Source organism: Paenibacillus sp. BR1-192 (genome assembly GCF_029542445.1).
In the GTDB taxonomy this organism is placed as follows: domain Bacteria; phylum Bacillota; class Bacilli; order Paenibacillales; family Paenibacillaceae; genus Paenibacillus_AQ; species Paenibacillus_AQ lautus_A.
The window spans coordinates 758,108-782,247 of the sequence record NZ_CP120718.1 but is presented as its reverse complement, the minus strand read 5'-3'; the positions used below and the strand labels follow the sequence as shown (position 1 = coordinate 782,247).

The 24,140-nt window shown below is 53.5% G+C and carries 23 protein-coding genes; 5 read left to right on the top strand and 18 right to left on the bottom strand.

What is annotated here, in order from left to right; translation table 11 throughout:
• Positions 1–180: 180 nt before the first annotated feature.
• The 4 genes from P0X86_RS03440 to P0X86_RS03425 form a co-directional block, all read right to left on the bottom strand.
• Positions 181–1,278 carry a metallophosphoesterase gene (locus P0X86_RS03440; protein ID WP_277747787.1) on the bottom strand — a complete coding sequence of 366 codons (1,098 nt, stop codon included), beginning with the start codon at positions 1,276–1,278 and terminating at the stop codon, positions 181–183.
• A 117-nt stretch (positions 1,279–1,395) separates the two neighbouring features.
• A complete protein-coding gene (locus P0X86_RS03435) occupies positions 1,396–1,707 on the bottom strand; it encodes a hypothetical protein (RefSeq protein ID WP_009593441.1) in 312 nt (103 codons plus the stop codon).
• A 223-nt stretch (positions 1,708–1,930) separates the two neighbouring features.
• A complete protein-coding gene (locus tag P0X86_RS03430; RefSeq protein WP_277747786.1) occupies positions 1,931–2,863 on the bottom strand; it encodes a TrmB family transcriptional regulator in 933 nt (310 codons plus the stop codon).
• A gap of 97 nt (positions 2,864–2,960) precedes the next feature.
• Positions 2,961–3,791, bottom strand: a complete 831-nt coding sequence (locus P0X86_RS03425) for a zinc ribbon domain-containing protein (protein WP_277747785.1) — start codon at positions 3,789–3,791, stop codon at positions 2,961–2,963.
• A gap of 376 nt (positions 3,792–4,167) precedes the next feature.
• Here P0X86_RS03425 and P0X86_RS03420 point away from each other — a divergent pair, with 376 nt between their 5' ends.
• Entirely contained in the window at positions 4,168–4,536 is a 369-nt protein-coding gene (locus P0X86_RS03420) for a hypothetical protein (protein WP_012818902.1), read from the top strand.
• Between the two features lie 171 nt (positions 4,537–4,707).
• Here P0X86_RS03420 and P0X86_RS03415 read toward each other — a convergent pair whose 3' ends face one another.
• The 3 genes from P0X86_RS03415 to P0X86_RS03405 form a co-directional block, all read right to left on the bottom strand.
• Positions 4,708–5,586: a M15 family metallopeptidase gene (locus tag P0X86_RS03415; protein WP_096777100.1), complete on the bottom strand. Its 879-nt coding sequence runs from the start codon at positions 5,584–5,586 to the stop codon at positions 4,708–4,710.
• A gap of 186 nt (positions 5,587–5,772) precedes the next feature.
• Positions 5,773–6,516, bottom strand: coding sequence for a hypothetical protein (locus P0X86_RS03410; RefSeq protein ID WP_277747784.1), 744 nt, complete (start codon positions 6,514–6,516; stop codon positions 5,773–5,775).
• 79 nt (positions 6,517–6,595) lie between these two features.
• The gene (locus P0X86_RS03405) at positions 6,596–9,697 is read right to left on the bottom strand and encodes a DEAD/DEAH box helicase (RefSeq protein WP_277747783.1); all 3,102 of its coding nucleotides are present in this window, start codon (positions 9,695–9,697) and stop codon (positions 6,596–6,598) included.
• 321 nt (positions 9,698–10,018) lie between these two features.
• On the opposite strand from P0X86_RS03405, the gene P0X86_RS03400 reads away from it, so the two are divergent.
• Positions 10,019–10,231, top strand: a complete 213-nt coding sequence (locus P0X86_RS03400) for a PLDc N-terminal domain-containing protein (RefSeq protein WP_096777103.1) — start codon at positions 10,019–10,021, stop codon at positions 10,229–10,231.
• Positions 10,232–10,322: 91 nt separating this feature from the next.
• Here the strand turns inward: P0X86_RS03400 and P0X86_RS03395 are convergent, their stop codons facing one another.
• The 3 genes from P0X86_RS03395 to P0X86_RS03385 all read right to left on the bottom strand — a co-directional run bounded on the left by P0X86_RS03395 (position 10,323) and on the right by P0X86_RS03385 (position 13,469).
• Complete coding sequence (locus P0X86_RS03395) at positions 10,323–11,612, bottom strand: ABC transporter substrate-binding protein (protein ID WP_145039895.1); 1,290 nt, start codon at positions 11,610–11,612, stop codon at positions 10,323–10,325.
• Between the two features lie 139 nt (positions 11,613–11,751).
• On the bottom strand, positions 11,752–12,588 hold the full coding sequence (locus P0X86_RS03390; RefSeq protein ID WP_012818896.1) for a carbohydrate ABC transporter permease: 837 nt from the start codon (positions 12,586–12,588) through the stop codon (positions 11,752–11,754).
• Positions 12,588–13,469: a carbohydrate ABC transporter permease gene (locus tag P0X86_RS03385; protein WP_009593034.1), complete on the bottom strand. Its 882-nt coding sequence runs from the start codon at positions 13,467–13,469 to the stop codon at positions 12,588–12,590. The genes P0X86_RS03390 and P0X86_RS03385 overlap by 1 nt, the downstream gene beginning before the upstream one ends.
• 153 nt (positions 13,470–13,622) lie before the next feature.
• On the opposite strand from P0X86_RS03385, the gene P0X86_RS03380 reads away from it, so the two are divergent.
• From P0X86_RS03380 to P0X86_RS03370, 3 genes are all read left to right on the top strand, one after another.
• Positions 13,623–15,407 (top strand): sensor histidine kinase, encoded by a 1,785-nt coding sequence (locus P0X86_RS03380; protein WP_277747782.1) that lies wholly within the window; start codon positions 13,623–13,625, stop codon positions 15,405–15,407.
• A gap of 1 nt (position 15,408) precedes the next feature.
• Positions 15,409–17,025 carry a response regulator gene (locus P0X86_RS03375; RefSeq protein ID WP_192569805.1) on the top strand — a complete coding sequence of 539 codons (1,617 nt, stop codon included), beginning with the start codon at positions 15,409–15,411 and terminating at the stop codon, positions 17,023–17,025.
• Positions 17,026–17,120: 95 nt separating this feature from the next.
• Positions 17,121–17,885, top strand: a complete 765-nt coding sequence (locus tag P0X86_RS03370) for a tryptophan-rich sensory protein (protein ID WP_192569806.1) — start codon at positions 17,121–17,123, stop codon at positions 17,883–17,885.
• Between the two features lie 106 nt (positions 17,886–17,991).
• On the opposite strand, the gene P0X86_RS03365 is transcribed toward P0X86_RS03370, so the two are convergent.
• From P0X86_RS03365 to P0X86_RS03330, 8 genes are all read right to left on the bottom strand, one after another.
• Positions 17,992–18,372 carry a RidA family protein gene (locus P0X86_RS03365; RefSeq protein WP_009593048.1) on the bottom strand — a complete coding sequence of 127 codons (381 nt, stop codon included), beginning with the start codon at positions 18,370–18,372 and terminating at the stop codon, positions 17,992–17,994.
• Between the two features lie 68 nt (positions 18,373–18,440).
• Complete coding sequence (locus P0X86_RS03360) at positions 18,441–19,115, bottom strand: NAD(P)H-binding protein (protein ID WP_213580149.1); 675 nt, start codon at positions 19,113–19,115, stop codon at positions 18,441–18,443.
• A 71-nt stretch (positions 19,116–19,186) separates the two neighbouring features.
• Positions 19,187–20,473 carry an MFS transporter gene (locus tag P0X86_RS03355; protein WP_096777109.1) on the bottom strand — a complete coding sequence of 429 codons (1,287 nt, stop codon included), beginning with the start codon at positions 20,471–20,473 and terminating at the stop codon, positions 19,187–19,189.
• Positions 20,474–20,619: 146 nt separating this feature from the next.
• Complete coding sequence (locus P0X86_RS03350) at positions 20,620–20,895, bottom strand: hypothetical protein (protein ID WP_012818890.1); 276 nt, start codon at positions 20,893–20,895, stop codon at positions 20,620–20,622.
• A gap of 32 nt (positions 20,896–20,927) precedes the next feature.
• A complete protein-coding gene (locus P0X86_RS03345) occupies positions 20,928–21,131 on the bottom strand; it encodes a CsbD family protein (RefSeq protein ID WP_009593042.1) in 204 nt (67 codons plus the stop codon).
• A 245-nt stretch (positions 21,132–21,376) separates the two neighbouring features.
• Entirely contained in the window at positions 21,377–21,592 is a 216-nt protein-coding gene (locus P0X86_RS03340; RefSeq protein ID WP_012818889.1) for a twin-arginine translocase TatA/TatE family subunit, read from the bottom strand.
• A gap of 89 nt (positions 21,593–21,681) precedes the next feature.
• The gene (locus P0X86_RS03335) at positions 21,682–22,233 is read right to left on the bottom strand and encodes a RidA family protein (RefSeq protein ID WP_192569808.1); all 552 of its coding nucleotides are present in this window, start codon (positions 22,231–22,233) and stop codon (positions 21,682–21,684) included.
• A gap of 22 nt (positions 22,234–22,255) precedes the next feature.
• Positions 22,256–23,860, bottom strand: coding sequence for a flavin monoamine oxidase family protein (locus P0X86_RS03330; protein ID WP_277747781.1), 1,605 nt, complete (start codon positions 23,858–23,860; stop codon positions 22,256–22,258).
• Positions 23,861–24,140 lie beyond the last annotated feature (280 nt).

The window sequence follows — 24,140 nt, the reverse complement described above, 5'->3', positions numbered from 1 at the left end:
TGCGATCATGCCCATCTTTCTAAACCTAATCGAAACCAAACCCTTCCCCCCTATTCCTAAGTGATATTTCTAGCAAAAATCATACAATAATCCGGTCCTATCTGGATACATAATTTTCCCAATATATCTGACATCAAAAAAAAAAGCCACCTCAACGGTAGCTTTCTCCGACAATTTCATCTATTGAAACGTAACGTGGATCTGCACGATCTCGGAACGGGAGCCCAGCCGAATCGGCGGTCCCCAGAAGCCGTAGCCCGAGGACACGATGGAGTGCATCCGGCCTTTTTGCAGATATCCCCAATCGTTCTCGAATATGGCCCTCGTAATCAAATGCGCCGGGAATACCTGGCCGCGGTGCGTATGCCCCGACACGATCAGATCAACGCCCTGCTGCTGTGCTTCGTCCAGCGCATTCGGCTGATGATCGAGCAGAAAGACCGGCTTGGATAAATCGGCCCCCTCCATGATCGCGGACAAATCGGCGCGGTCCTGATCCTGCTTATCCCGCCTGCCTACCAGCGTCAAGCCCTCCACCGTCAGTTTCTCGTCATACAGCACGGTCATGCCGCTGTCCTCGAGAGCCGATATCAGCTCCGTAATCTCCCCTTCGAATCGGTCATGATTGCCAAGCGAAGCATATACGCCATAGGTCGCCTGGATATCTGTCAAAATCCGATCCATCCCCTGGCTTAAATAAGCATCCAGATCATCATCAATAATATCGCCTGGAAACAGCACCAGATCCGGCTTCAAGCCGTTGATCTCCTTCACCATGCGCTCAGCGTGCGCCTTGCCAGACAGGACGCCGAAATGCATATCGGACGCCATGACGATATTCAGCTTCTCCATGGTACCCGCATCCTTGTCCACCTGAATATCGTAAGCACGTACGGTTGGACTATAAGCGTTAAAGGAGCCGAAACCGATCGCGATCACCATCAGCACCAGCACGACGGATACCGCCGCCTTCTCCAGTCCATCTCTTCGCAATGCCGTCATCCTCAGCAGCCATAACACGATGTGCATCAACGGGAGAAGGATAATCAGCACATAAAAAATAGTCATCCAATACGATCCTATAATATTCAGCACGGTTGGATTACCGAAAAACCGTCCTGATATAAACGATGTCGATACCACGGTCAGCACGACTATGTATACCCATTTGAGCGCCATGGACGGTCCCGGCCTCAACCAGCTCCATACGCTTCGGCCAATATAATAAACCAGCAAGCCGTATATCAAAAGCGCCACGATTCCTGCAATAATAAACATCGCCATCCCCTTCCGTACATCCATTATAGCAAGCGGATTTTACAAATCCCAGCGGACGTTGGCGGAAGGCGGAGGGCTTATGATCTTCGCATGGTTCTAAATAGCATCAAGAAGCCGTTACAAACCCGTGCGTTGTTTCGGCAGCAGCTCGTTCAGCAGCGCCTTCAAATTACGGTCTTCCGTATATCGCTCCTGCCCCATATCCAATTCATTCACGCGTATATACGTATAACTTTCCGCGCCGTTCTCCGGTTTAAAGAGAAGTTCATCATGCGGGTCAGGCACCACCCGGTACTCCATTTCATGAAACATATCGAGCAGCTGCTCACCTGTAGGAGTTTCTCCCTTATCAACAAAAATCAATCCCCGCAGCTTCTTGGGGCCTTCTTTATGTCCGACTGTAAAATGAACGATGCATTCCATGCTCATCCATCTCCCTTCTTGGTTGTTATGTTATCGGTTCACACCCGTCTCATTCATGTTCTCCTGCCATCTCGGCCTTCATTCAAGCCTGTTGCCGGTCTTAAGCAAATAAACGCCAAGATGAATCCCGGCGTTCCTAATCATTATGTCTATTCCATTCTACGATGAAACATGATGCTTAACTGTGACAAAAGTCACTTCCAGAAAGGTATTGATCTACAACGTGCCCCTAGGCCGTATTGCGATTGGAGTCCCCGTTCACTTCTTCTTCGGGATCGCCTTCACGCCCCGCCAGCGGGCTGGTTATCGATGACGCAGCCAGGTCTTCCAGGTCTTCCTGGTCTTCCTGGTCTTCCTGCTCTTCAGCCTCCGGCTCCGCATTAAGATACTCGCTTTGAATCAGGCCAAAGTGTTCTCCGTAACGCGCTTCCAGCTGCTCGCCCATATCCTGTTCCAACTGGAACAATACCATCTCCTGGGTAAAATGATGCAAGAGCAGCTCTGCCATGACCGGATGCTCCGTGATGACCGCTCCCGTATCATAGTCCCCGCCGCGCATCCCTAAGATGCACCATTGCCGATCGACGACAAACGAGAACTTCCGGCCGCCGGCCCTGCGATTCGCAAGGTCGCTCCACCCGGGCCACGCCAAAGTTCTTGAGAGTCCCTGATCCGGACCGTCGCAAGCCCACAGCACCTTTACCCCTCTGGCCTCCGCTTCCGCCAGCGGCTCACGGAGCAGCGACGCCTCCTCGCGCCAGACGTCAACGACGATCTCCCGTTTCGCCCGCTTCAGTTCCCGTACAAGCACATCAAGCACCGCCTGATCCCCCTCCATGCTAAGGAAGGGAGCGGCCGTGCCGCTGCTCCGCGGCAGGCTCTTCTCCACAAAAGCGAGGGATGCCTCCACGCGCCCGGATATCATCCGCGTCAATTCCTCCGGCTTCAGCGAGCGGTAACGGACAGGTTCCCCGTCCATTCGCTCAAGCGCTCCCTGCCGCTCCAGACGCTGCATGGCCGCATAGACGTTGGAACGCGAAGCGCCCAAACGTTTAGCTACCTCATACCCGCCTGCAGGCCCATGCTCGGCAAGGTCCACCATAATCTTCGACTCAATTTCCGTAAATCCCAAATTGCGCAAATGATGCAGCAATTGTTCCATAATATTAGTCCTCCCATAGATGCTCGAACGCTTGCTCTATCATTCACACTGTCCTTTATTCATCGCGCAAGGGCATGATCGTCCGAATCCCTATCTCTTAAATCTGTTCAGCTCCGCAGCGCGGACACCATTTCGAGCCTTTCGGCAGGTCGACGCTGCAAATTTGGCACTTCACCATGTCGCGGGTCGCTTCATCGTCTCCGACGTAGTCTTGACTTTGATTATTTTCCTGCCAGAAACGAATGCGGCGGTCCAGCTCCAGCTGTCTCTCCCGCTCGCGCTCAAGCTCTTCCCAATGGCGGCGTTCCCTCTCCTGCTCCTCCTGCTCGAGGCGCAGCCGTTCAGGATCAACCTCCGGTTCAGACGATCGCTCGATGATCTCCTCGCGCTGGCGTTCCGGCTCAGGATCATAGAGGTCGGGCTCGTAGGGATCCGGATTCGGACGATAATCATAGGTCTGGACATCGTCCTGTTCCTCCTGGATTTCTTCAGCCGCCGCATATTCGCGTTTATCGAACATGCTCTTGCGCTCGGGCTCCCGCGACTCTTCCGGCGCTGACTCCTCAGGGTCAATCAAATTGGCAAGCTTGTTTCCGCAATACGGGCAGAAATTCGCGTCCAGCGCGACCACGCGTCCGCATTCGCAGACCCGTTCATTCTTGAGCACCGCGATGCGGTTCCGTATCGCTTCGATTTTCTCCTGCAATCCATCGCAGGTTTGCGCGAGCTCGACCATCTCCTTTTCCGCAATCGTCATATCCTGCTGACGGTAGCCCTCATAGAATACTTTACCCATCTGCAAGTAATACGAGTTCTTCTGCTGTTCGATTTCGGAAATTTGGCTGTTGAGCTTATTCACTTCGACCACGTGCTGCGCCTTTTCCGTTGCGCGGTTAGCTCCATCCTTGAGTTTCTGTAAAATCTTCATTTATGAATCCTCCTCTTTCTCATATCCCGATTCACCGGCGGTACGCCGGCACATTGTCATATCTCTTCATCAAGGTTATAAACGATTTATAGCCAGCCATAAACCGGCTGCCCCATGTTTCTTTGCAGTTCGCAGATTTGCTCATGTGTCATGATATGATCCTCATCGTCCAGTATACTGCCGTCATGGTGATTCTATCATACCAAATTCCTTGCCCCATGTGAAAAAGGAAGCCCCTTCCAGCTTCGCTTCTGATTCATCCGGCCCCCGAACGTGTATATGATTAGAAAAATGCATAGCAAGGGGCGGCGGCCGGTTTAAACCCCGTATCCTATTCCGTGCAGCCTTGAGCTGCCGAAGTCTGGAGGGATTTATCATGACAAACGATAAAAAGACGTATTATGTTTCAGTCAATCACAACCTGATCCAGGATGTACCGAACGATACGAACGAATATGTCGTATATATGGATGATGAAGAGGTCTCGAAGCTGAGGGGGCTGCTCCATGAGGTCAGCAGCAGCGACCGGTATGCATTTAAACGGACGTTCGTCCCATATAAATCGGCAGATCATGACGATGCCGCCGAGGAATACGATGAACGGACGATTAATCTTTACACCTTTCTCCACGAACATGGGGATGAACGCACCCGCAAAACCATCGAGGATATGAACATCATCGGCAAGCTGAACGATACCGGCTACGATGATCCCGGTTATGAAGACTCGCCACTGAATAAGTAATCCGAATGCTTCAGTCCAAAAATAAAGGAATCCCGGAGCGAGCCGCTCCGGGATTCCTTTGTATAACTAGAACATCGCCCGGTCTTGCACAGGTCCTGTTCTACTTTATAGATTCGCAAGCCGCGGTACAAGGATAAAAAGTCCCGTTTATCCTACGACTATTAGCACAGCTTACAGTTTAATGTTCGCTTCGTCGAAATACTCCTCCAGCGTCAGGCCGCTGTCGGCGATATCCGGTGCCAAATCCTTTCCTACGTAACGGATATGCCAAGGCTCGTATACATAGCCGGTAATATCCTCGGCCCCTTCCGGATAACGAATGATAAAGCCGAATTCCGGCGCGCGGCTCGCCAGCCACTGCCCTTCCTCCGTATGGCCGAACGTTTCCTCCAGCGCATTGCCCGCGCTAGGGCTGGATACGTCGATGGTCAGGCCGGTTTGATGCTCGCTCGTACCCGGCACAGCGCTTACGCGGTTAGCCTCGGCTTCCCCCTTGGTACGAACATTGTTCTCATATATGGTTTTTTGACGGGCATAAGAACGGTATCCCGATACGGCCCGAAGCTCGATGCCGTCCGCTTTGGCCGCATCGAACAATTCCTCGAGCGCATCCGCCGCTTCTTGTCTCAGGTGCCGTTTCTCGTGCGGCTCGTCAAAAGAAAACGGAACGGCCGGCTCCACAAGATCACTCGGTTCATAGCCGTCCGGCAAACTCCGCTGCTTGTTCACGACTACCGTCACGGCCTCCGCATTGGTCACGACCTGCTTGCCGCCGCTCTCCTGGATGGTGGCCTGGAGTGCATTCTCGCTGCGCTTTGCCATGACCGGATCCGCCGGCTGATTCTCAGCCCCCGTTTCCCCATTCTCCGATCCGCCTTCAGGAAGCGTGCTGCCTTCCTGGCCCTCGGCCGGCGACTGCAATTCCTGCCCCTGTTCCTTGCCGGAGCCGGCATCGTCGGATTGGCATCCCGCCAGAATGGCCCCTGCTAACAGCAGGGATGACAGCATTACGCTTGTAAACCGGATTCCTCTTCCCGAAAATGCATTCATCTCTGCTACTTCCTTTCCCACAGTTTGTCCTGCCCCCATTGTACCTTATTCGGAATAAACAGGACAAACGAGCCGCTGACGAATCATGACGGATTTACACCGTTTACGTCAGGTATTCGGCAGCTTGCCTCGATTTACGGCGCCGCTCTTATCGAATTCCATACCATTCTGCAATGGATGTCCAAGCTATGGCGAAGGCGGCTCCAAGCTGCGGCGCTTCTGGTCCGCTTGCTTGGCCGCCCCGCGAGCGATCAGGGCAAGCGCTTTGGACGCGCCGCGAACGCCCGGCAGCAAGCCTGTCCAGTCGCCCGCCGGGCCGAGCTGATCCGCCGGAGGCGGCGGCGACAGCTGCACCGCCAGCTCGCTAAGCTGCGGGCCGGGCCGGTGCAAGCGGCCCTCGGCCGCCGCTTCGGCCACCCATTCGCCCGGAGAAGGACCGGACGGTCCCTTCTCCTTCGCGCGGGCGGCCGACTCCGCGGCAGAGCCGCCTGCCGGCAGCGGGGCTGCTTTGGCCCAGGCGTCGAAGACACCGGCCAGCAGCGCTTCCCGCGGCAGCCCCAGCAGCGTCAGCTGCTGGAGCGGCTCTGCCGCTAGGCGCCGGGCTGCGGCAGCCAGCAAGGCTGCGGCATGCCCGCAAGCCGCTCGGCCGCATGTGCAGCGCGCTTCGGCGGCAAGCTCTCCGCCCCGCAGGGGGGATGGCGCCAGTTCATCCAGCCAAGGGGCGTCCTGACCTGCAAGCAGGCGGTACAGCGCCTGCGGGTCTTCCTCCAGATAAGCCAGAACCGCCTCGCGGGCGGCAGGATCCAGTTTCTCCACCTGAACGCTGACCTCATAAGTCTCCGAAGATTCGATGTCTCCATCCGCTTTTCCCTTCAACCATCCCGGTTCGATCTCGAGTCTGAGCCCTTCGGCTAATCCCGCAGTTTCCATAGCCTGCACCTCCTTACATTCCATTCGCTTACCGGTCCGCCTGGTAGGCATGATGCCATCCGCGGACCGGCATTTTCGGTTACATCCAATCCTGCTCCTGAAGCTCGATCAGCTGGCGGAGCTCGCCGTCCGACATCTCCGTCAGCCAGGTTTCGCCCGACCCGACCACCTGCTCGGACAACGCCTTCTTCTGTTCGATCAGCTCGTCGATCCTCTCCTCCAGCGTTCCTTGGGAAATCAGCTTGTGCACCTGAACGTTGCGGTTCTGCCCGATCCGGAATACGCGGTCCGTCGCCTGATTCTCGACCGCCGGGTTCCACCATCGGTCATAGTGGAGCACATGGTTCGCACGGGTCAAATTCAGGCCTACGCCACCGGCTTTCAACGACAGGACAAAGAACTCCGTCCCCTCGCCTGCCTGGAACGCCCGTACCATCTCATCCCGTTCGCGTTTTTGCACCCCTCCATGAAGGAAATACGGCTGTTTTCCGTATTTACGTCCAAGCATGCTCACCAACAGCTCGCCCATGCCCACATACTGGGTAAAGATCAGCGCCGATTCTCCCACGTCCGCGATGCTGTCCAGAATTTCGAGCATGCGCTCCATCTTGCCGGAGGACTCGGGACGTACAGCGCGTCCATCGTCGCGTCGAAGCAGCTGCGGATGATCGCATATCTGCTTCAGCTTGGTGAGGGATGAAAGCACAAGCCCCTTGCGCGCCATGCCCGTCCGGCTCTCGATCTGTCCCATCATCTCGTCGACGACGGCTTGATACATCGCGCCTTGAACCTCGGTGAGCGGACAATACGATTTCAGTTCCAGCTTCTCCGGCAGATCCTTGCGGATGTCCGGATCGCTCTTGAGTCTGCGCAGCATGAATGGAGAAACCAGCTTGTGAAGCTCCCGGAATCTCTCCTGCTGCCCTTCGCCCGGCGCATAGCGCTGACGGAAGCTGTTAAACGATCCGAGATATCCCGGATTGAGAAAATGGAAGATCGACCACAGCTCCGCCAGACGGTTCTCCACCGGCGTCCCCGTCATCGCAATGCGGTGCGGCGCGGATAATTTCATGACGCTCTGCGCCTGCTTCGTACGATAATTTTTAATATACTGGGCTTCATCGAGCACCACGCTCGACCACTGGATCGCGGATAAGTCCCCGCCGTCTCTTCCGGCCAAGTGATACGTCGTCAGCACGATATCATGATCGGCAGCCTCCTGCAGGAAATCGTCTCCGCGCAGACGGCGGACGCCGTGGTGCACATGCAAGGTCAGATCCGGCGCAAATCGCTGAATCTCCCGCTGCCAGTTACCCAGAAGCGAGGTCGGGCAAATGATCAGCACCGGGTCTCCCGCGGCTTCGGTATTGAGGCGCTCCAGCAGGCAAGTGATGACCTGCACCGTTTTTCCAAGCCCCATATCGTCGGCAAGGCAAACGCCAAAACCCAAATCGCGCATCACGCTTAGCCACTGATATCCCCGCTCCTGATACGGCCTCAACTCTCCGTGAAGCGAGGAAGGGATCGGGCGGGACGGAAGCTTGCGCACCGTTTCCCCGTCCAGCAGGGAGGACAGCAGGCCCGTTGTCTCCACTTCTTCGATGAAGAGCCCCTTCCACAAGCGTTCTCCATCCATTTCGGCGCTCAGGTGCATCCATTCGGCAAGCTCCATCTCGCCCTTCTCATGGCGTTTCATGAAGCGCAGCACCTGATTGATCTCCTTCAAATCCACCTCAACCCATTCCCCGCGGAACTGGACGTAAGGCAGATTCTGTTCGGCCAAAAATTTCAATTCCTCTCGCGTCAGGGTATGGCCGCCCATCGCGGCGGATATTTGGAAGCTGACCAGATGCTCCATTCCGAGCACCGGCGTCGACTGTGCTTCGCCTGACGATCTTGCATCCGGCATCATTTTGAGGGATAAGCCGACGCGGCGGCGTCCTTCCCTGCTCCAGCGGGACGGCATTTGAACCGTAACGCCGCTCGCCGTTAATCTCGGAACCGATTCCTTCATGAACGTCGACAACCGCTCCAGCGGCAGGGTGACGCTCTCCGGAGCGCGCCCGTACAAGCCTTCCGCCAGCTCGGGAGCCAGCACCGCGGCTTCTCCCAGCCTCATGAGCAGCTGCAGCTGGGCCCCAGCATACATCCGTCCGCGCAGCAGCTGATCGGATTCCGGACTTCCCCATACGCTCCGGACCGGCATCAATAAGCCTTCATCCTCCTGGCTTCGTGCCCAGAAGGTTACCTTCCAGTCCTTCCGGCTCTCTTCCAGCGGCGGTTCGAGCCGCAGCCCAAGAGCAAGGGTTCCGTTCTCAGGAGGCTGATCCTCCCCGCCGGCGTAAGGGAACACGGTCCCCCCGACCCGTTCTACGGCTTCCTCCAGCTCGCCCACTTCCTCCGCCGTTCCTTGAATGGGAATATCCCGACTGACCGTCAACAGACTGTTCCACCACAGCTCGGTAAGCGGGGATTGTCCCCTCCGGTAGTTCGCCAGATAGGCCCTCAGCTTGTCCTCCGATTCGCGAACGGCAGCCCTGGCTTGACTGTCGATCACGCCGCACAGGAAAGAATACAGCACGATCGCCCCCGCTTCCTCCCGCGTGGAAGGATCGGTTCCGGCAAGCGCTGCAGGCGTCCCGATGGCAATAGGAGGAATATTCGCCGCCAGCTGCAGAAAACGGGCCGTATCCTCGGTATTCAGCTGCGGTTTCCATACCGCTTTTATCGTGTGCATCGACGTTTTGCGCCTTCCGGCGGAAGGCACCTCCGCCGTCCCTGGTGCAAACCTCCCCTGCAATAACAGCTCCAATGCGAATCTGCTCGCTTGCACCCAATATTCCATTTCTTCGCCGACGGCCAAACCCTGAGCTTGGGTATGCTCGGGATCCAGCGAAACCAGCATGGAGAATGCGTCTCCCGGTGTCAGCGCAAGCCCTTCCATCGTCCGTCCGCCAAGCGTCTTCCGTTCCGGACGCCGCGCGCTTTTCGATCCGAGGACTTTGGCCGGATATCTGAGCTCGGCAAGCCGGAGGGAAGCGTTAGCGAAGGGACGGGTTCCATCCGGTTTGCGAAAGGTTCGGACCACTCTGCTCCATGCATCCACTCGGGGCTCCGAAACCTCACCGGAAAAACAAAAGAATACGTCACCTAACCATACGCCATAGAGCGGTTGATTCATCGTTGTCTCCCGTCTTTTCCTGCTTTATAGATATTATTACTATCTTATACGATAGCAACCTAATTTCAAAACGATACGGATTATGGCCATCGCCAAAATAACGTCAACCTTTATCATACCATGTATTTACTATTTCGTTATGATCTATGTATTGCATAGCGAATTCTTCTATTATATAGAGTAATGAAAAATCCTTGTTCTTATGCAGTCTCCCGTTGATTCTTGCCGCCCAAATTTTCGAAGCGTGCATTTTTTATGCGACCCTTCCGCTGATCCGGCGTATGTAGATCATACATTAAGAGTTCGGGAGGTCTTGCATTTATGAGTTTTATAGGCTTTGGTATTTTCGGGATTGCGGCTTTATTGCTGGGATTGTTCTTCTTTCTTCTTCACATTGCCGTCTGCGTATGGGGTTATAACGATGCCCGGCGGAAAGGGCGCAGTCCCGAGTTCGCGATTCTTGTTGTGCTGGGTTTATTGTTCTTCCCTGTGGTAGGTCTTATTATTTACCTGCTGATTCGCAATAATTATTAGCCTCCACAACAAAAAGACGGTGCAGGTTCGTCCTGCACCGTCTTTTTTGACGTCCATAATCATTCGGATGGCACTCGTGCCGACCTCGCGATTACTTCGCCTTTAAGCTGTCCCATGATTTCTGAATGCCTTCGAACAATTGGGTTTTGTCCACGTTGCCAGCCACATAACCCTGCATCTGGCTGCCGAATTCATTCATGCCGCCGTCCGGGAATTTGTTGAATTCCCAGCTGAGCGCTTTGTTCTCTTGGCTGTACTTCATGACATCGTTCCCCAGATCGCCAAGCGTCTCGCTGTTCGCCTCGATGCTGGTCAGTGCCGGGATGAATTTGAACTCTTCCGTAATGTAGCGTTTACCGGTCTCGGAAGTGACGAGCCAGTTCAGGAATTCCTTGGCTTCGTCCTTCACCTTCGATTTGTTGTTCACGACCCAGTTGTTCGGCACGCCGACCGGAAGCTTGTCGTTCTCTTCGGCGTTGTCATTGATCGGCATCGGCAGAAGGCCGATGTTCAGGTCCGGGTTGATCCCGTCGATCTGCACCTGCGTCCAATTCCCGTTCTGGGTCATGGCCGCTTCACCGCTGGCAAAGGTCGTGATTTCCGTGTTGTAATCCGTCGTCAGCGGGTTCTTCTGGCCGTATTGGACGGTGAGGTCGAACAGTCTCATCCATTCATCGAACTTCGCGTTGCCAACCAGCTTCTCCGTGCCTTCATTCATTCCTTTGACGAATGCATCGGGATCTTCCTGATGGGCGAACGGAATGTTCAGCAAGTGGTTGGCCAAAATCCAGGTTTCCTGGTATCCGTTCACGAATGGCGTAATCCCAGCCGCTTGCAGCTTTTTGGCAGCTTCCTCAAGCTCCGTGAGCGTCTTAGGGAGTTCGGTGATTCCCGCTTGCTCAAACAAGTCTTTGTTATAAATGAATCCGTAACCTTCGATGGTCATCGGTTGTCCGTACAGTTTACCGTCTTTTGTCATCGGTACTTTGGCAACGTCAACAACGTCCTTCACCCATGGCTGGTCCGAGAGATCCTCGACATTCTCAAACCATGTCTCCAGATCGCGGTATCCGCCGACGTTGAAAATGTCGGGCTCATCGCCGGAAGCGAATTTCGCCTTCAGCGCCGCACCGTAATCGGAGCCGCCGCCAACCGTTTGAATATCCAGCTTGATGCCGGGATGCTCTTTTTCGTACTCGGCCTTCAGTTTGTTCAAAGCCTCGGCGATTTCGACTTTAAATTGAAAAATCTTAATCGTTTTCGTTCCGCCCTCGGCACCGCCTTCAGCACCTTGGCCGTCCTCATTGTTGCCGCCGCAGGCTGCAAGCAGCGTGGAGAAAGCCAAAACCATGACCAGGAGCAGCTTACCGTATTTCTTCATTGTAAAACCTCCCTTTTTTTCTATAACATCGTGTCCAGCATTCGTTGATAGCGTTTACTTTTTCAGTATAATCAACCTATTTTCGTTAAATCAGGTATTATATTGATCTTTGAGGGGGAAGGAATTGACCGTTTGGCGGTTATCCCTTCACCGCTCCTTGCGTAATTCCCTCAATGATGTACTTCTGCATGGCCAGGAAGAACAGAATGACCGGCATGATCCCCAGCACCAGCGCCGGGAGGGCCAAATCCCACTGCTTGGTATACTGCCCAAAAAAGGCAAAAGTAGCAATTGGAATCGTCCGAAGCTCGGCAGACTGCAGAATCAGGGATGGCAGCAGGTAGTCATTCCATATCCACAAGGTGTTCAGGATGATCACCGTCACGAACATCGGCTTCATCAGCGGGAAAACCACCCGGAAGAATACGCCGTACCCGCTGGAGCCATCCACGGTCGCGGCTTCCTCGATCTCCATCGGGATCGATTTCACGAAGCCATGGAACAGGAATACGCTCAGCGGAACCCCGAAGCCCAGGTAACAGATAATCAGTCCGTACAAGCTGTTGTTAATGCCGAGCGTTGCCGTCACTTTCACGAGCGGAATCATGATCGATTGGAACGGAATGACCATCGCCGCCACAAACAGCGCAAACATGATCTGGTTAAAACGCGTGTTGCGGCGAACCATCTGGTAAGCGGTCATGGCGCTTAACATCGCCAGCAGCAGGTTGCTCGCCACCGTAACGACCAGCGAATTCCAGAACGCCTGCGGGAAGTTCGTGATGTCCCACGCCCGTGAATAGTTGCTCCATTCGAACGTGGTCGGAAGCCCCGCCGAATCGGTTAACAGCTCGCCGAAGGTTTTGACGGAGTTCACGAACAGGAAGTAGAACGGGACTAGGAAGAGCAATGCCACGATGACCATGATGATCTCGGTGGCCATGGTGTTCAGCCGGTATTTTCTTGTGGTCTCCATTAGGCTTCAACCTCCTTGCTCTTCGTGAATCGGACTTGCAGGCTTGTTATGATGGCAACCACGATGAAGAATATGACCGCCTTCGCCGTTCCGAGTCCGAGACGGTTATTCGTATAGGCCTCGTTGTAAATATTCATGGCCACCGACTCGGTCGAGCCGAACGGACCGCCTTTGGTCAGGGATAGGTTCAGGTCGAACATTTTGAATGACCAGGAGATCGCCAGGAACAAACAAACCGTAACCGCCGGCATCACAAGCGGGATGATAATGGACCGCAGTACCTGTCCTCTGCTCGCCCCGTCAATTTCGGCAGCCTCCAGAATATCCTTTGGCACATTGTTAAGCGAGGAGATATAGATGACCATCAGGTACCCCGCCGTCTGCCATACGAAAACGATTACAATTGCCCAAAAGGCAGTTCCCTTTGTGCCGAGCCAAGGCAGGTTAAAGAATCCGAGGTTCGTGGCATTGCCGATCGCCGCAAACCCTTTGACAAAGATAAACTGCCAGATGAAACCGAGCAGCAGGCCGCCGATGACGTTTGGCATGAAGAAGATCGTCCGCAGCACGTTTCGTGTCTTCAAAGGCTTCGTCAGAAAGTACGCCAGAATAAATCCTAGAAGATTCGTAAGGATGACGCCAAGCACCGTAAACCGGGTCGTAAACCAGAAAGCATCCCGGAATTTATCATCGTTGGTAAAGATGGTAACAAAATTATCAAAGCCGACAAAATCGATTTTGCTTGACACGCCATTCCAGTTCGTGAAGGAATAATAAAGACCCAGGAGGAACGGAATGATCATGATGAGGATGAAAAATATGGTGGAGGGCCCCACGAAAAGAAACTGCTGCAGCAGCGCCGAAGATTTTTTTCGATTCATCCCTTGATCTCCCCTTTTCGTTAAGTTGTTGTATGATGTACAGCTATTATGCGGTAACCTGTAAACAATAAACACGGAGAATCATGAACCGTTAGGTGTAAAATATTGACCATGCGCGCTTATGCCCATTCGATAATTCCGAGGTGATCCTTCATGAAATATCGCAGCATCCAGACCCGGCTGATCACGTTCATGCTCGCCGTCACAACCATCCCGCTCCTGCTCTCGTTAATCATCACGTTTACGCATACGCGGGAGTCCGTGAAGGAGCAGACGGTGAACGAAAATGTGCGGCTGATCTATCAAGGAGCGACCAATCTGATGAACTATCTGCGCGGCATCGACCGCGCGTCGCTGTCCGTTTATTCGGATCCCCATTTTTTGCGCAACCTTGCCCTGGATCCCGATAACCACCGGGTCGTAGCCGAGCTGTATGCAACCTTGCAGGCCATCCAAACGGGCACGCAGGACGTTCATCAGATTTATCTGCACAATCAATTGACGGGACAATCCACCCAGATATCCAGCAATCTGCCAAGAAGGGAATTCCGGCAGGCTCCGTACCGCAAAATAGAAGAGTTCGGCGAAGGCAATACAGCCATCGAGCCCGTCCATCAGGTGCATAGTTACGGGTTCCCTCCGCGGCCCGCGGACATCCTGGATTTTGAGGTGATCACTTTCTACCGATCCATCACCAACGTGCCTGCGCCGGACCAATATGCCCTCATGGCCATTGACGTGAAACTCGACAGTATCTTGGCCATATGCGATCAGTTGTATGCTAAAGGGGAAGAGGCGCTATACTTGATTGATAGCAGCGGCAGCATCATATACGGTCCGGATCCGCAGCAGAGAGGTCAAGCACTGGACGATCCTGAGCTTATGGACGTCATCGCTCAAGCGGAAAGAGGATATTATGACGGCGAGGATGCGATGATTGTCTATGAGAAGCTCGATTTGCCTTACGCACCCTGGACGCTCGTCAAGCAAATTCCGCACCAAACGCTGTACAAACATTCGACGGAATTAACGAGCATTAACGCGATTATTGCGATTTTAGCGCTATTCATTGTTATATTCGGCACATTATGGATATCGATTCGAATCACAAAACCCATTAAACAGCTCACAACCTATATGAATCAGGTGAAAACCGGGCGGCTCGACGTGAATATTGACGTGACAAGCCCGGATGAGATCGGAATTCTGTCCCGACGCTTCCGAACGATGATGGATACCATCAACAACCTGATCCTGCGCGAGTACCGGCTGGAAATCACCAATAAAACCAACCAGCTGAAGGCGCTACAGGCCCAGATCGATCCGCATTTTCTATACAATACGCTCCAGTCCATCGGCACCTTGGCCCTGCAGCACAACGTGCCGAGGATCTATTCCCTGCTCTCTTCGCTGGCGAATATGATGCGCTACAATATGCGCAACAGCGAGGGCAAAGTGACGCTTCAGGATGAGATCAACCATGTGCGGCTGTACCTTGAGCTGCAGAAACAGCGGTTCCGCGATCAGCTGGAAATCATCTGGGATGTGGATCCGGAAAGCCTCACGACCCCGGTTCCGAAGATGATCCTGCAGCCGATCGTTGAGAATTATTTCAAGCATGGCATGAACACGCACGCCGGCGTCGGCCGCATCTCCATCTCCACCCGCATCGCGGAGGATGGCCGCTTGATCGTTGTCATTGAGAATAACGGGGCTTCCATCGAGGAGGCGGAGCTCGCCTCGATCCGCGGCAAACTTGAGACGGCCTTTCATCACCCTGACCGAAACGATGCCGGCGAAGATTCTATCGGGCTGTTGAACGTATACATGCGGTTGAACCTGTACTCCAACAATCATGCTGAATTAACCATAGAGAATGCAGAGCCCCACGGCGTCAAGGTTACGCTCGATATCAAACCACGGGAGAGTGAACACTAGAATGAGAGTATTGATCGTAGATGACGAACAGCACGTTCGGGAAGCTATAGGGCTTCTGGCAGACTGGGAACGGCATGGCATAACGGAGATCGACCAGGCCGCCGACGGCGAGGAAGCGGTAAGGCTAATCGAGGAGAAGAAACCGCAGATTGTCCTGACCGACATGCGGATGCCCCGCAAAAACGGACTTGAGCTGCTGACCTGGCTGCATGCCACGAAACCGGATATTAAAGTGCTTGTCATCAGCGGATACGATGATTTTGAATATGTGCGCCATACCATCCGTTCGGGAGGCATCGATTATATTCTCAAGCCCGTGGATCCGGACAGCTTGAACGAGGCGCTGGCCAAAGCGGTTGAAACCTGGCGGCTTGAGGAAGAGAAACGGCGGCATATGACCAATCAGACTATTGAAATGAATCAGATGACCCCATTCTATATGGACCGCCTGCTCTCGGATCTTGTGAACGGTTACGGCAGCCGGGAAAGCGTCGTCTCTCAATTGCGGAACCGGATGACGCTGCCCGAAACCGGCATGGCTTGCAACGTTGCCGTGCTCCGCGACGATCAATTTGACGAAGCTTTGCTGTCCAAATTCCGCAATAGGCGGCATCTGCTGTCCTTCACCCTCATCAACATTTGCAATGAGCTGTTGAAGGATCGCGGAGTAGCCTTCCGGCATATCGACAAGCCCGGAGAAATCATCCTGCTCTGTTGGAATCCACGTCTTCCCTTTAACGACCTGCTGGATCGAATCAATGACGGGTTCTTCTCCACCCTTCGCAGGCGGAGCCATTTCGGCGCCGCCGAAGCAGGCGCTTTTCCCCAAGATCTGCCCAAGGCTTATTCGACTGCAGTCCAAGCCCTGTGCAGCCGCAATTTACTGACTGGCAAGTCCCACATCCATCGTGAGCGCGCCGTCGAAAGCGAGGGCTCCCGTACCCTGCGGCTCTCCTCCTACGAGGAGGAATTCAAGCTGGCCGCGCTCAGCGGGAGCAAGGAGCGCATCGAGGCGGCCACGGCAGAGTGGCTGCAAGAGGTTCGCGAGAGGGATCTTGTTTCTCCCGAGCATCTGATGAGGTGGAATTCGGAATGGGACTGGATCCAGTATCACTGGACGGAAAATGAAGTGAAAAGCACGCAGGAGCCCGTCGAGGACGCTGAAATTTCGCAGGACCTTCCCTCCGCGCTCCCTTACAGCGAGGATGGCATGATTTGCTGGGACCGCTGGCGCGAACAGATCAGCGGAAGGCTTTACGCGGCATCCCGGGTCCTTACCCAGATCCATTCGAAGGACAGTCACATCATTCATGACATAGCCCAATATTTGGAGCAGCACTATCATGATGAGATTTCGCTGCAGCAGATCGCAGGCAAGTTTTTTCTTAGCAGGGAGTACATCTCCCGTAAATTCAAGCAGGAATTCGGCGTGACGTTATCGGATTTCCTCGGTCGGATTCGAATCGAGAAAGCCAAAACGCTGCTGCTCAATCCCCAAATTCGGATTGCCCAGATCGCGGAGATGGTCGGTTACCAGGACGAGAAATATTTTAGCAAAGTGTTCAAGAAGATGGAGGGTTTCACGCCGAACGAATATCGCAAGAAGCATATGAATTAAGGAAACGATAACCCCCTTTCTTTTGGCTGCTGGCTCGTTATCCATTCTTTTGGGTATATTCTATATAGTCCAGACTGATATCAGGAGGAGATTGTATGTACCGCACGAACCCGTACCGCTGGTGGAACCTGCTGTTTTTCCTCGGGGTTATCACCGTGAACGTGTTATCGGGCATGCTGCCGCTGGGCGGCAGAACGACCGGGGAGATATCGGATATGTATTATACGGCGATCACTCCCGCAGGGTATGCCTTTTCCATATGGTCCGTCATCTATGTGCTGCTGCTCTTTTTTGTCATCTACCAGCTGCGCCGCGACTCCGGAAACCGGGATTCCGTCAAATCCATCGGTCCATGGTTTATTCTCAGCTGCGTATTCAATATGGCCTGGCTTGTACTATGGCACTATTTGTATATTGAATGGTCTGTCGTTGTGATGTTATTGCTGCTGCTGACCCTATGGGTTCTATATGTGCGCACGCATGCGATAGACTATCCGACGCCCGGCGAGAGATTCTGCCTGAAGCTGCCGTTCAGCCTATATATCGGCTGGGTGTGCCCTGCCTTTATCGTCAATGTCGGGATCGTGTTCCAAAAGAATGGCTGGAGCCTCTTCGGGCTGCGCGAATCCGCTTTGGGTATCGCCCTGCTCTGCGTAGGCGCTTTACTCGCCATCCTGATCGGACTGCGATACCGGGACGGCATCGTACCGCTGGTCTTCACCTGGGCTTACATCGCCATCGCCGCCGAGCATCGGGAGACCGACAGTATTTTAATGACCGCCTTCGTGCTCTCGATTATCTTGTTTGTATTTGCCATATGGCTCTTCTTCACGCGCAATCGGAGACGATCCCGGTATTAAAGCCCGGATTCATCGGCTCGTTCTTCAGAATTTTCATCGAAAGGATTTGGAACAAGCAAAAGGAGCTTTGCCGACGCAGGCAAAGCTCCTTGTACGTTCATATCGTTTAATTCTTAACGGCTATAACCTCGATCTCTACCAATCCGTCCTTCGGCAGACGAGCAACCTCCACGGCACTGCGCGCAGGATACGGCTCGGAGAAGAAACTGCCGTACACTTCGTTCACCGCCGCGAAATCGTTCATATCCTTCAGGAATACCGTGGTTTTAACCACTTGATCCAGGCTTGTCCCGGCAGCTTCAAGGATTGCCTTGACATTGCTAAGCGAAAGCTTCGCTTGTTCCTGGACCCCTTCACCGAATTCTCCTGTTTCAGGATTCAATCCCAGCTGGCCTGAAGTATATACGAATCCGTTGATTTCTACAGCTTGGCTGTATGGTCCGATGGCTCCCGGGGCTTTGTCGGTCGATATGATATGTTTACTCATGATATATCACCCTTTCTATGTATTCCTATATGTGTACATTGTAATCCGCCGCGGGTTCTCTGGCAAATTTAATCAGCGGCCTCGCCTAGAACATGCATCACTTCATTGGTGTATACATGATGGCCTTTCATATCCGTTAGACCGATGTTCACCATGGACCTGGCGACCTTCTGCGCCGGAATGGCCCGGTATGGGGCAAGCTTCGGACCCCTGAATGCAAAGTCGAGGGAAGTCATCAGAAGCGAAGCCGCCCGCTCCCCAAACCGCCGTTCGGGCCTCTCCCCCAGCAATAACGACGGTCTGAACAGATGCAGCCCCCGGAAACCGATTCCGGCCAACCGTTCTTCAACCTCTCCCTTGGTGCGAAGATAGAAATTACGAACCTTCGGATTGGCGCCTACGGAGCTGACCGCCATAAATTGTCTCACTCCGTTCTGCTTGGCCAGCTCTGCCGTCTTGATGACATAGTCCACATCCACTTTACGGAACTGCTGCTGGGACCCCGCTTTCCTGATTGTGGTCCCCAGACAGCAATACACGCTATGGACGCCGGAAAAAGCGTCGCCGTATCGTTCCAGCTGGTCCCACTCCACCAGGATGGGCAGCAGCTTGGGATGCGTGACCTCCGGGAGTCTTCGCACCAGCACGCGCACCTCATCAAGCTCCCCGCGGCCCAGCAGCTCGTCGGTTACCGAACGCCCCACAAGCCCCGTGGCCCCGACTACGAGTGCAACCTTTCCCAACGAAACCCCTCCTTTTCGTTCATCATATGAAATATCCATGACATGAAAGACATCGGCTGCCTGCCGTTCTTCTAAGCGGAACGAAGCACTCTCCGCCCCACCGTCAAAGCAATCAGTACCATCAACACGCCCACCGCGGTTTGAAAACCATATCGGGATACCCAGTCGGGCGCATGTGCAATCCCTTTGAATATGAGACCGCCCAGCATGGGACCGAGAAAAGAGGCAAACCCCGTGATGGAGGAGTATACGGCAATGAACATCGGCCGTTCGCTTTTCGGCGTATCTCCGATCATGAAGTTAAAGGCAAGCTGGTTAAAGCCGCCTACGCCGGCACCAAGCAGCATATGCGATAACAGCAGCACCGGAATTACGGGCAGGACGGACAGCAAGCCCCATGTCAAGCACGACCCCGCAATCAGCGGCAATGTCCAATAGAGCAAGGTTCTGTTGCTGAAACGCGCATTCAAATTTCCCCATACGTAGAAACCGATCATCATGATTACGGTCTGCGCAACGGTCATGATGGATACGATCGAATACGAAATATGCAGAACGTCCAGCATGGCGTACGAGTAGAGCGGAACAATCAACGTCTGCAGAAAGAGCCAACCAGCCAGAAACAGCGTAGATTTGATAAACGTGGTATCCGACAGCGGCTTGCGGATCATCGCCCTAAACTGACGCTCGCTCGAATGCTCGAAGGGAGGATCAGGATACAAGAAGAACATGGATAAGTTCGCAGCGATGGCAATCCAAGAAATCATAAACAGAATCAGGAAGCCCCCGCCGCCGGGATAACGGTCCAGGATGATCCCGCCAACAAACAGGGTCAGGGCTCCGAGCGCATTCAGGATGGTATTGCGTATGCCGAAATAACGTCCCCGCACTTTGGCCGGCACCATGTCGCTAATCAGCGAGGTCCACAGCATGCCGGATACGGTATTGGCAATAAAGGCGCCCATATAAAGGATCATAAACACCGGAACCCACCATCGTTCCGGAAAAATAAACGGGATCAGGCCCGTAGCCCCCCACAACATGCGGTGCATAAAGGTAAACACAATCATTGCTTTCTTGCGGTACTGCAAGCGCTGGATCAGGTACGCAACCAGAATCTGAAGCACGTTGAACAGCGTGGTGACGGCCAGAACAAAACCAACCTCACTGGATTCCGCGCCTAAGTACAATAAGTACCCTGTCAAAAAGGGGCCGCCCAGCAGCGTCTGCAAAATGATCGCCGGAACCCCTTCCCATGTGGCCGTCATCAAATGTTTGCGTTGATGCGAAACCTGTTTGCGCGGCTTGTGAATAACCTGGACAGCCTTGATGTTGATACACTCCTTCGATGTCTTCAAATGGGCTGATCAAACTTCCTTTTGACCTCATTCTACACCGCATCGGACCCAAGTCAATATGACTTTTGAAATATAAAACTCACATGAATTTCTCATTGCATATTACCTGGACAGACAGGCTTAAAAAGTCAAAAAAAGAGCGCAAATCAGGCTCGATTTGCACTCTTTCTCCATGCGGTTATGAAACTGGCCAGCGGTTTCCATTCCCTGCCGAGCCAGCCGGAGGACTCGGAAGATTCTTCCGCCATGAAGCCCGCGGCGGGCGCTGCCGCCTGCTGACTGTCCGTGACAGGGAGAATCTCCTCGTTCGTCATCTCATAGTATCCCAAATGATAGGTGCTGACCATGTCTCCGTGTAAGGTAAACACCTTGCCGTCACGAATATCGATCACCTTGCCGGTCACAACACGGGATTCCAACATGATTCGTACTGCCTCCCTTATCGTCTTGTGGACTAGTCGCGGTATCTTGCACTCCAATCCGTATATTCGCGCTCCGCCGCGTCCTTCGTATGCCCGTAGCGTTCCTGCAGCTTGCCAACCAATTTATCTTTCTCGCCGTCGATCACATCAAGATCGTCATCCGTCAATTTGCCCCATTGCTTCTTCGCTTCACCCTTCATCTGCTTCCATTTCCCTTTAAATACGTTGCTATCCATAAATATCAGCTCCTCTTAGCGTAATGGATGATGAATTGTATCATTGCCTGTACTTGTGTATACCCGTCAGGAGTTTCTCTGAATCCTGGCAAACGATGACAACGGGGAGTTTCCGCTCTCGAACCATACCTCAAAGTGCCGCATGCAAAAAGCTGCCGCCGTGGACTTCAACCATCCGTGGCAGCAGCTTGGATTGTACAGAGATATCCATTTTCATAGCATAAGGCAGAAATTAAACTTCCCTATCAGCCTTTCAGTTTGATGACGGCTCCCTCCCTTTCCCTCTCCTTATCCTTCTCCTCCTCTTTATCCTCGCCAACCAGCTCTCTGGCGGAGGCTTTGAATTCGGACAATGTGCGGCCCACCGCCCGGCCGAGCTCGGGCAGCTTGGAAGGGCCGAACAGAATGAGCACGACTATCAAGATCATCATCAATCCGACGAAACCGACATTTTGGAACATAGAACCCAACTCCTTTAATATGTGATGGTAACGGTTCATGTTGAAAGCCAGCCGCTATTCGATCCGCCGCTTCGCGAAACGAGGACAACTTACTTTTTCTTATCCTTATTCGGGTATACGGCTACGGCCTCAATCTCAATCAACCAATCGGCATTCACAAGACCGGCTACCCCCACGGTGGAACGCGCAGGCTTAACCGGATTCTCCTTCGTATTAAAGAATTGGGCGTATGCGTCAAACCAGCCGGTATAATCAAAGGTCCCGTTCTTCGCTGCATCCGGGGTCAAGTACACTCTCAAATAGACGACATCCTTCATCGTCAATCCCTGCTCCTTCAGCTGCTTCTCGATTTCCTTCAGGATGCCGATCCCCTGGGTTTTCGTATCGCCATAGCGTTCATAAACCGTTTTGCCGTCTTTGTTCAACAATGGCGGAACCGTCCCGCTCGTATAGAGATAAGAGGAACCCTCCGGCACGACTACCCCGCTGGAGATCGAGGATGTAGGACTGCCGTAAAATTGGGGGGCCGGCAAAGCTTTGGCCGGCTTCTTATGGGCAGAAGCACCGTCGGCATATGCGGTTACGCTTACGGCACTGAACAGCATGGCGAGTGCCAGGAACGTCTTCAGTTTATTTTTCATGGGTTATGGACTCCCTTCTCCATTATGATTTCATGACGCGTTGATGGATATCGGTTACGACCTCGCGGGCGGACTCGATGGCGCCTGCCTGCCAGGCCGTAATGTAGCTGATATGCTCCCCTGCCAGGTAAATGCGGTTATCCGGCTTGCAGAGGGTCGGGTAGTAGGTTTTCCTATCATTGGCGGAATAGGATACCCAGCCACCTTCCTGGTATTGGGTCTTCTTCCAGTCGATCGAGAAGGAGGCCTCGAACTCCTTCGGATACTGCGGATGGATCTTGGCCCCCTGCGTCAATGCCAGTTTCTCGCGCTCGGCATACGACATGCCGCCGAGTTTATCGGCGATCCCCCCGTACGCATAATAACCGAGCAGGATCCCCTTCTTCCCGAAATAGTCTGTCGGCGGATAGTAGATTTGCGTAATGTCCATATTCGTCAAGCTGCTGCCGCCGTACAGATACTCGTCTTCTTCCCAGAAACGGCGCTTGAACTGCAAACCGATTTTACCTGCGGAAGCGTAGCCTACGCTGCCGATGGCTTTGGACATCTCCGGCGAGAAGTCGGCCGGGATCTTCTTCAATACCGTCAGCGGTATGGTGCAGATGCAGTAATCGCCGCGGACTTCCTGTTCTCTGCCGGAAAGGCCGTCCGCATACACAATCCGCACGCCGGAGGAGGACTGGCGAATTTCCTTCACCTCGGCTTGGTACTTGATCCGGCTGCCTACCCGTTTCTCGAATGCCTTGACGATGGCGTCCATGCCGCCTACGGGGTGAAACATCATCATCTGCTGGTCGTAACCGTATTCGTTGCTGAAATATTTGCCGAAGCCGGAATTGATAATGGCCTTCAAATCGAACGGATCGCGGAGCACGCCGGCATCCAGGCGGCTTCCCGGTTCATCCTTATATCCGCCGCGTTCCGATCCCTTGTAGAACAGGTCCGGGTTCAGATCGCCTTCGGCCTTCAGATAATCCACCAGCTTCAGCTTCTCTTCCGCCGTCAGCGGCAGATCCAGCGCATTTTGATTCACGGCTTTGGCCAGCATCTCGGCCACGTAACCGCGTACGTCGGCTTTGGCTGCACGCTTGGGGACGCGCTGTCCGGACAAAGCCCCCACATTCTCGTTATAGTAATAACCGCTCTCGTTCACGTTGTTGAAGGGCTCGATGGCTACGCCAAACTTCTTGCAATAATCCAGCGTGACGTGAAACTGCGGAATCCGCATCGGGCCTGCATTGAAATACAGTCCGTTATCAAAACGGGAAGTCTGACGGCCGGATCCGATCTCCGACACGGAGGTTCCTTTGCGGATCGTCCAGTTACGCCCGCCGGCAAAGCTCTTTGCCTCCAATATCGTGCAGTCGTAACCTGCCAGACCAAGCTCATACGCTGCCGTCAGGCCCGCGATCCCTGCGCCGAGAATAACGATCTTCTTGCCGCCACGGCCGCTGAGATGCAGGTCATTCTTTCCGGGTGGAGTATATTCCGCAGCTTTCAACGTTTCCGGCGTAAGGAGCCCCATCGTACCCATCAAGCTGAAGACGGCGACAGATCCGCCCACCTTGCCAACGGTCGTCAGAAATTGTCTCCGGGTCATCTCTTTTGGTTGTTCTTTTGTAGCCACCCTCGTTCACTCCTTCGCTAGTTTGGGATTGGATTGGATTCATGAGCCGATCTTAGCAGAGAAAACAAAGTTTGACTTAAATATTGTTAGAATTCCTCACATAGTTTTTTATTTTTTGAAAAACGATTGCTTTTTCACTTTCTTTTTCATAAAATCATGTCATAAATCCTTCCAAAAAGGAATGGATTCACCCAAATTATTATCGTTTTATCTTCTTTGGTTTTAATCCCAAGCCATTAACAAAGCTCAGGGTTAACAATACTTACATAGGAGGTAAAGA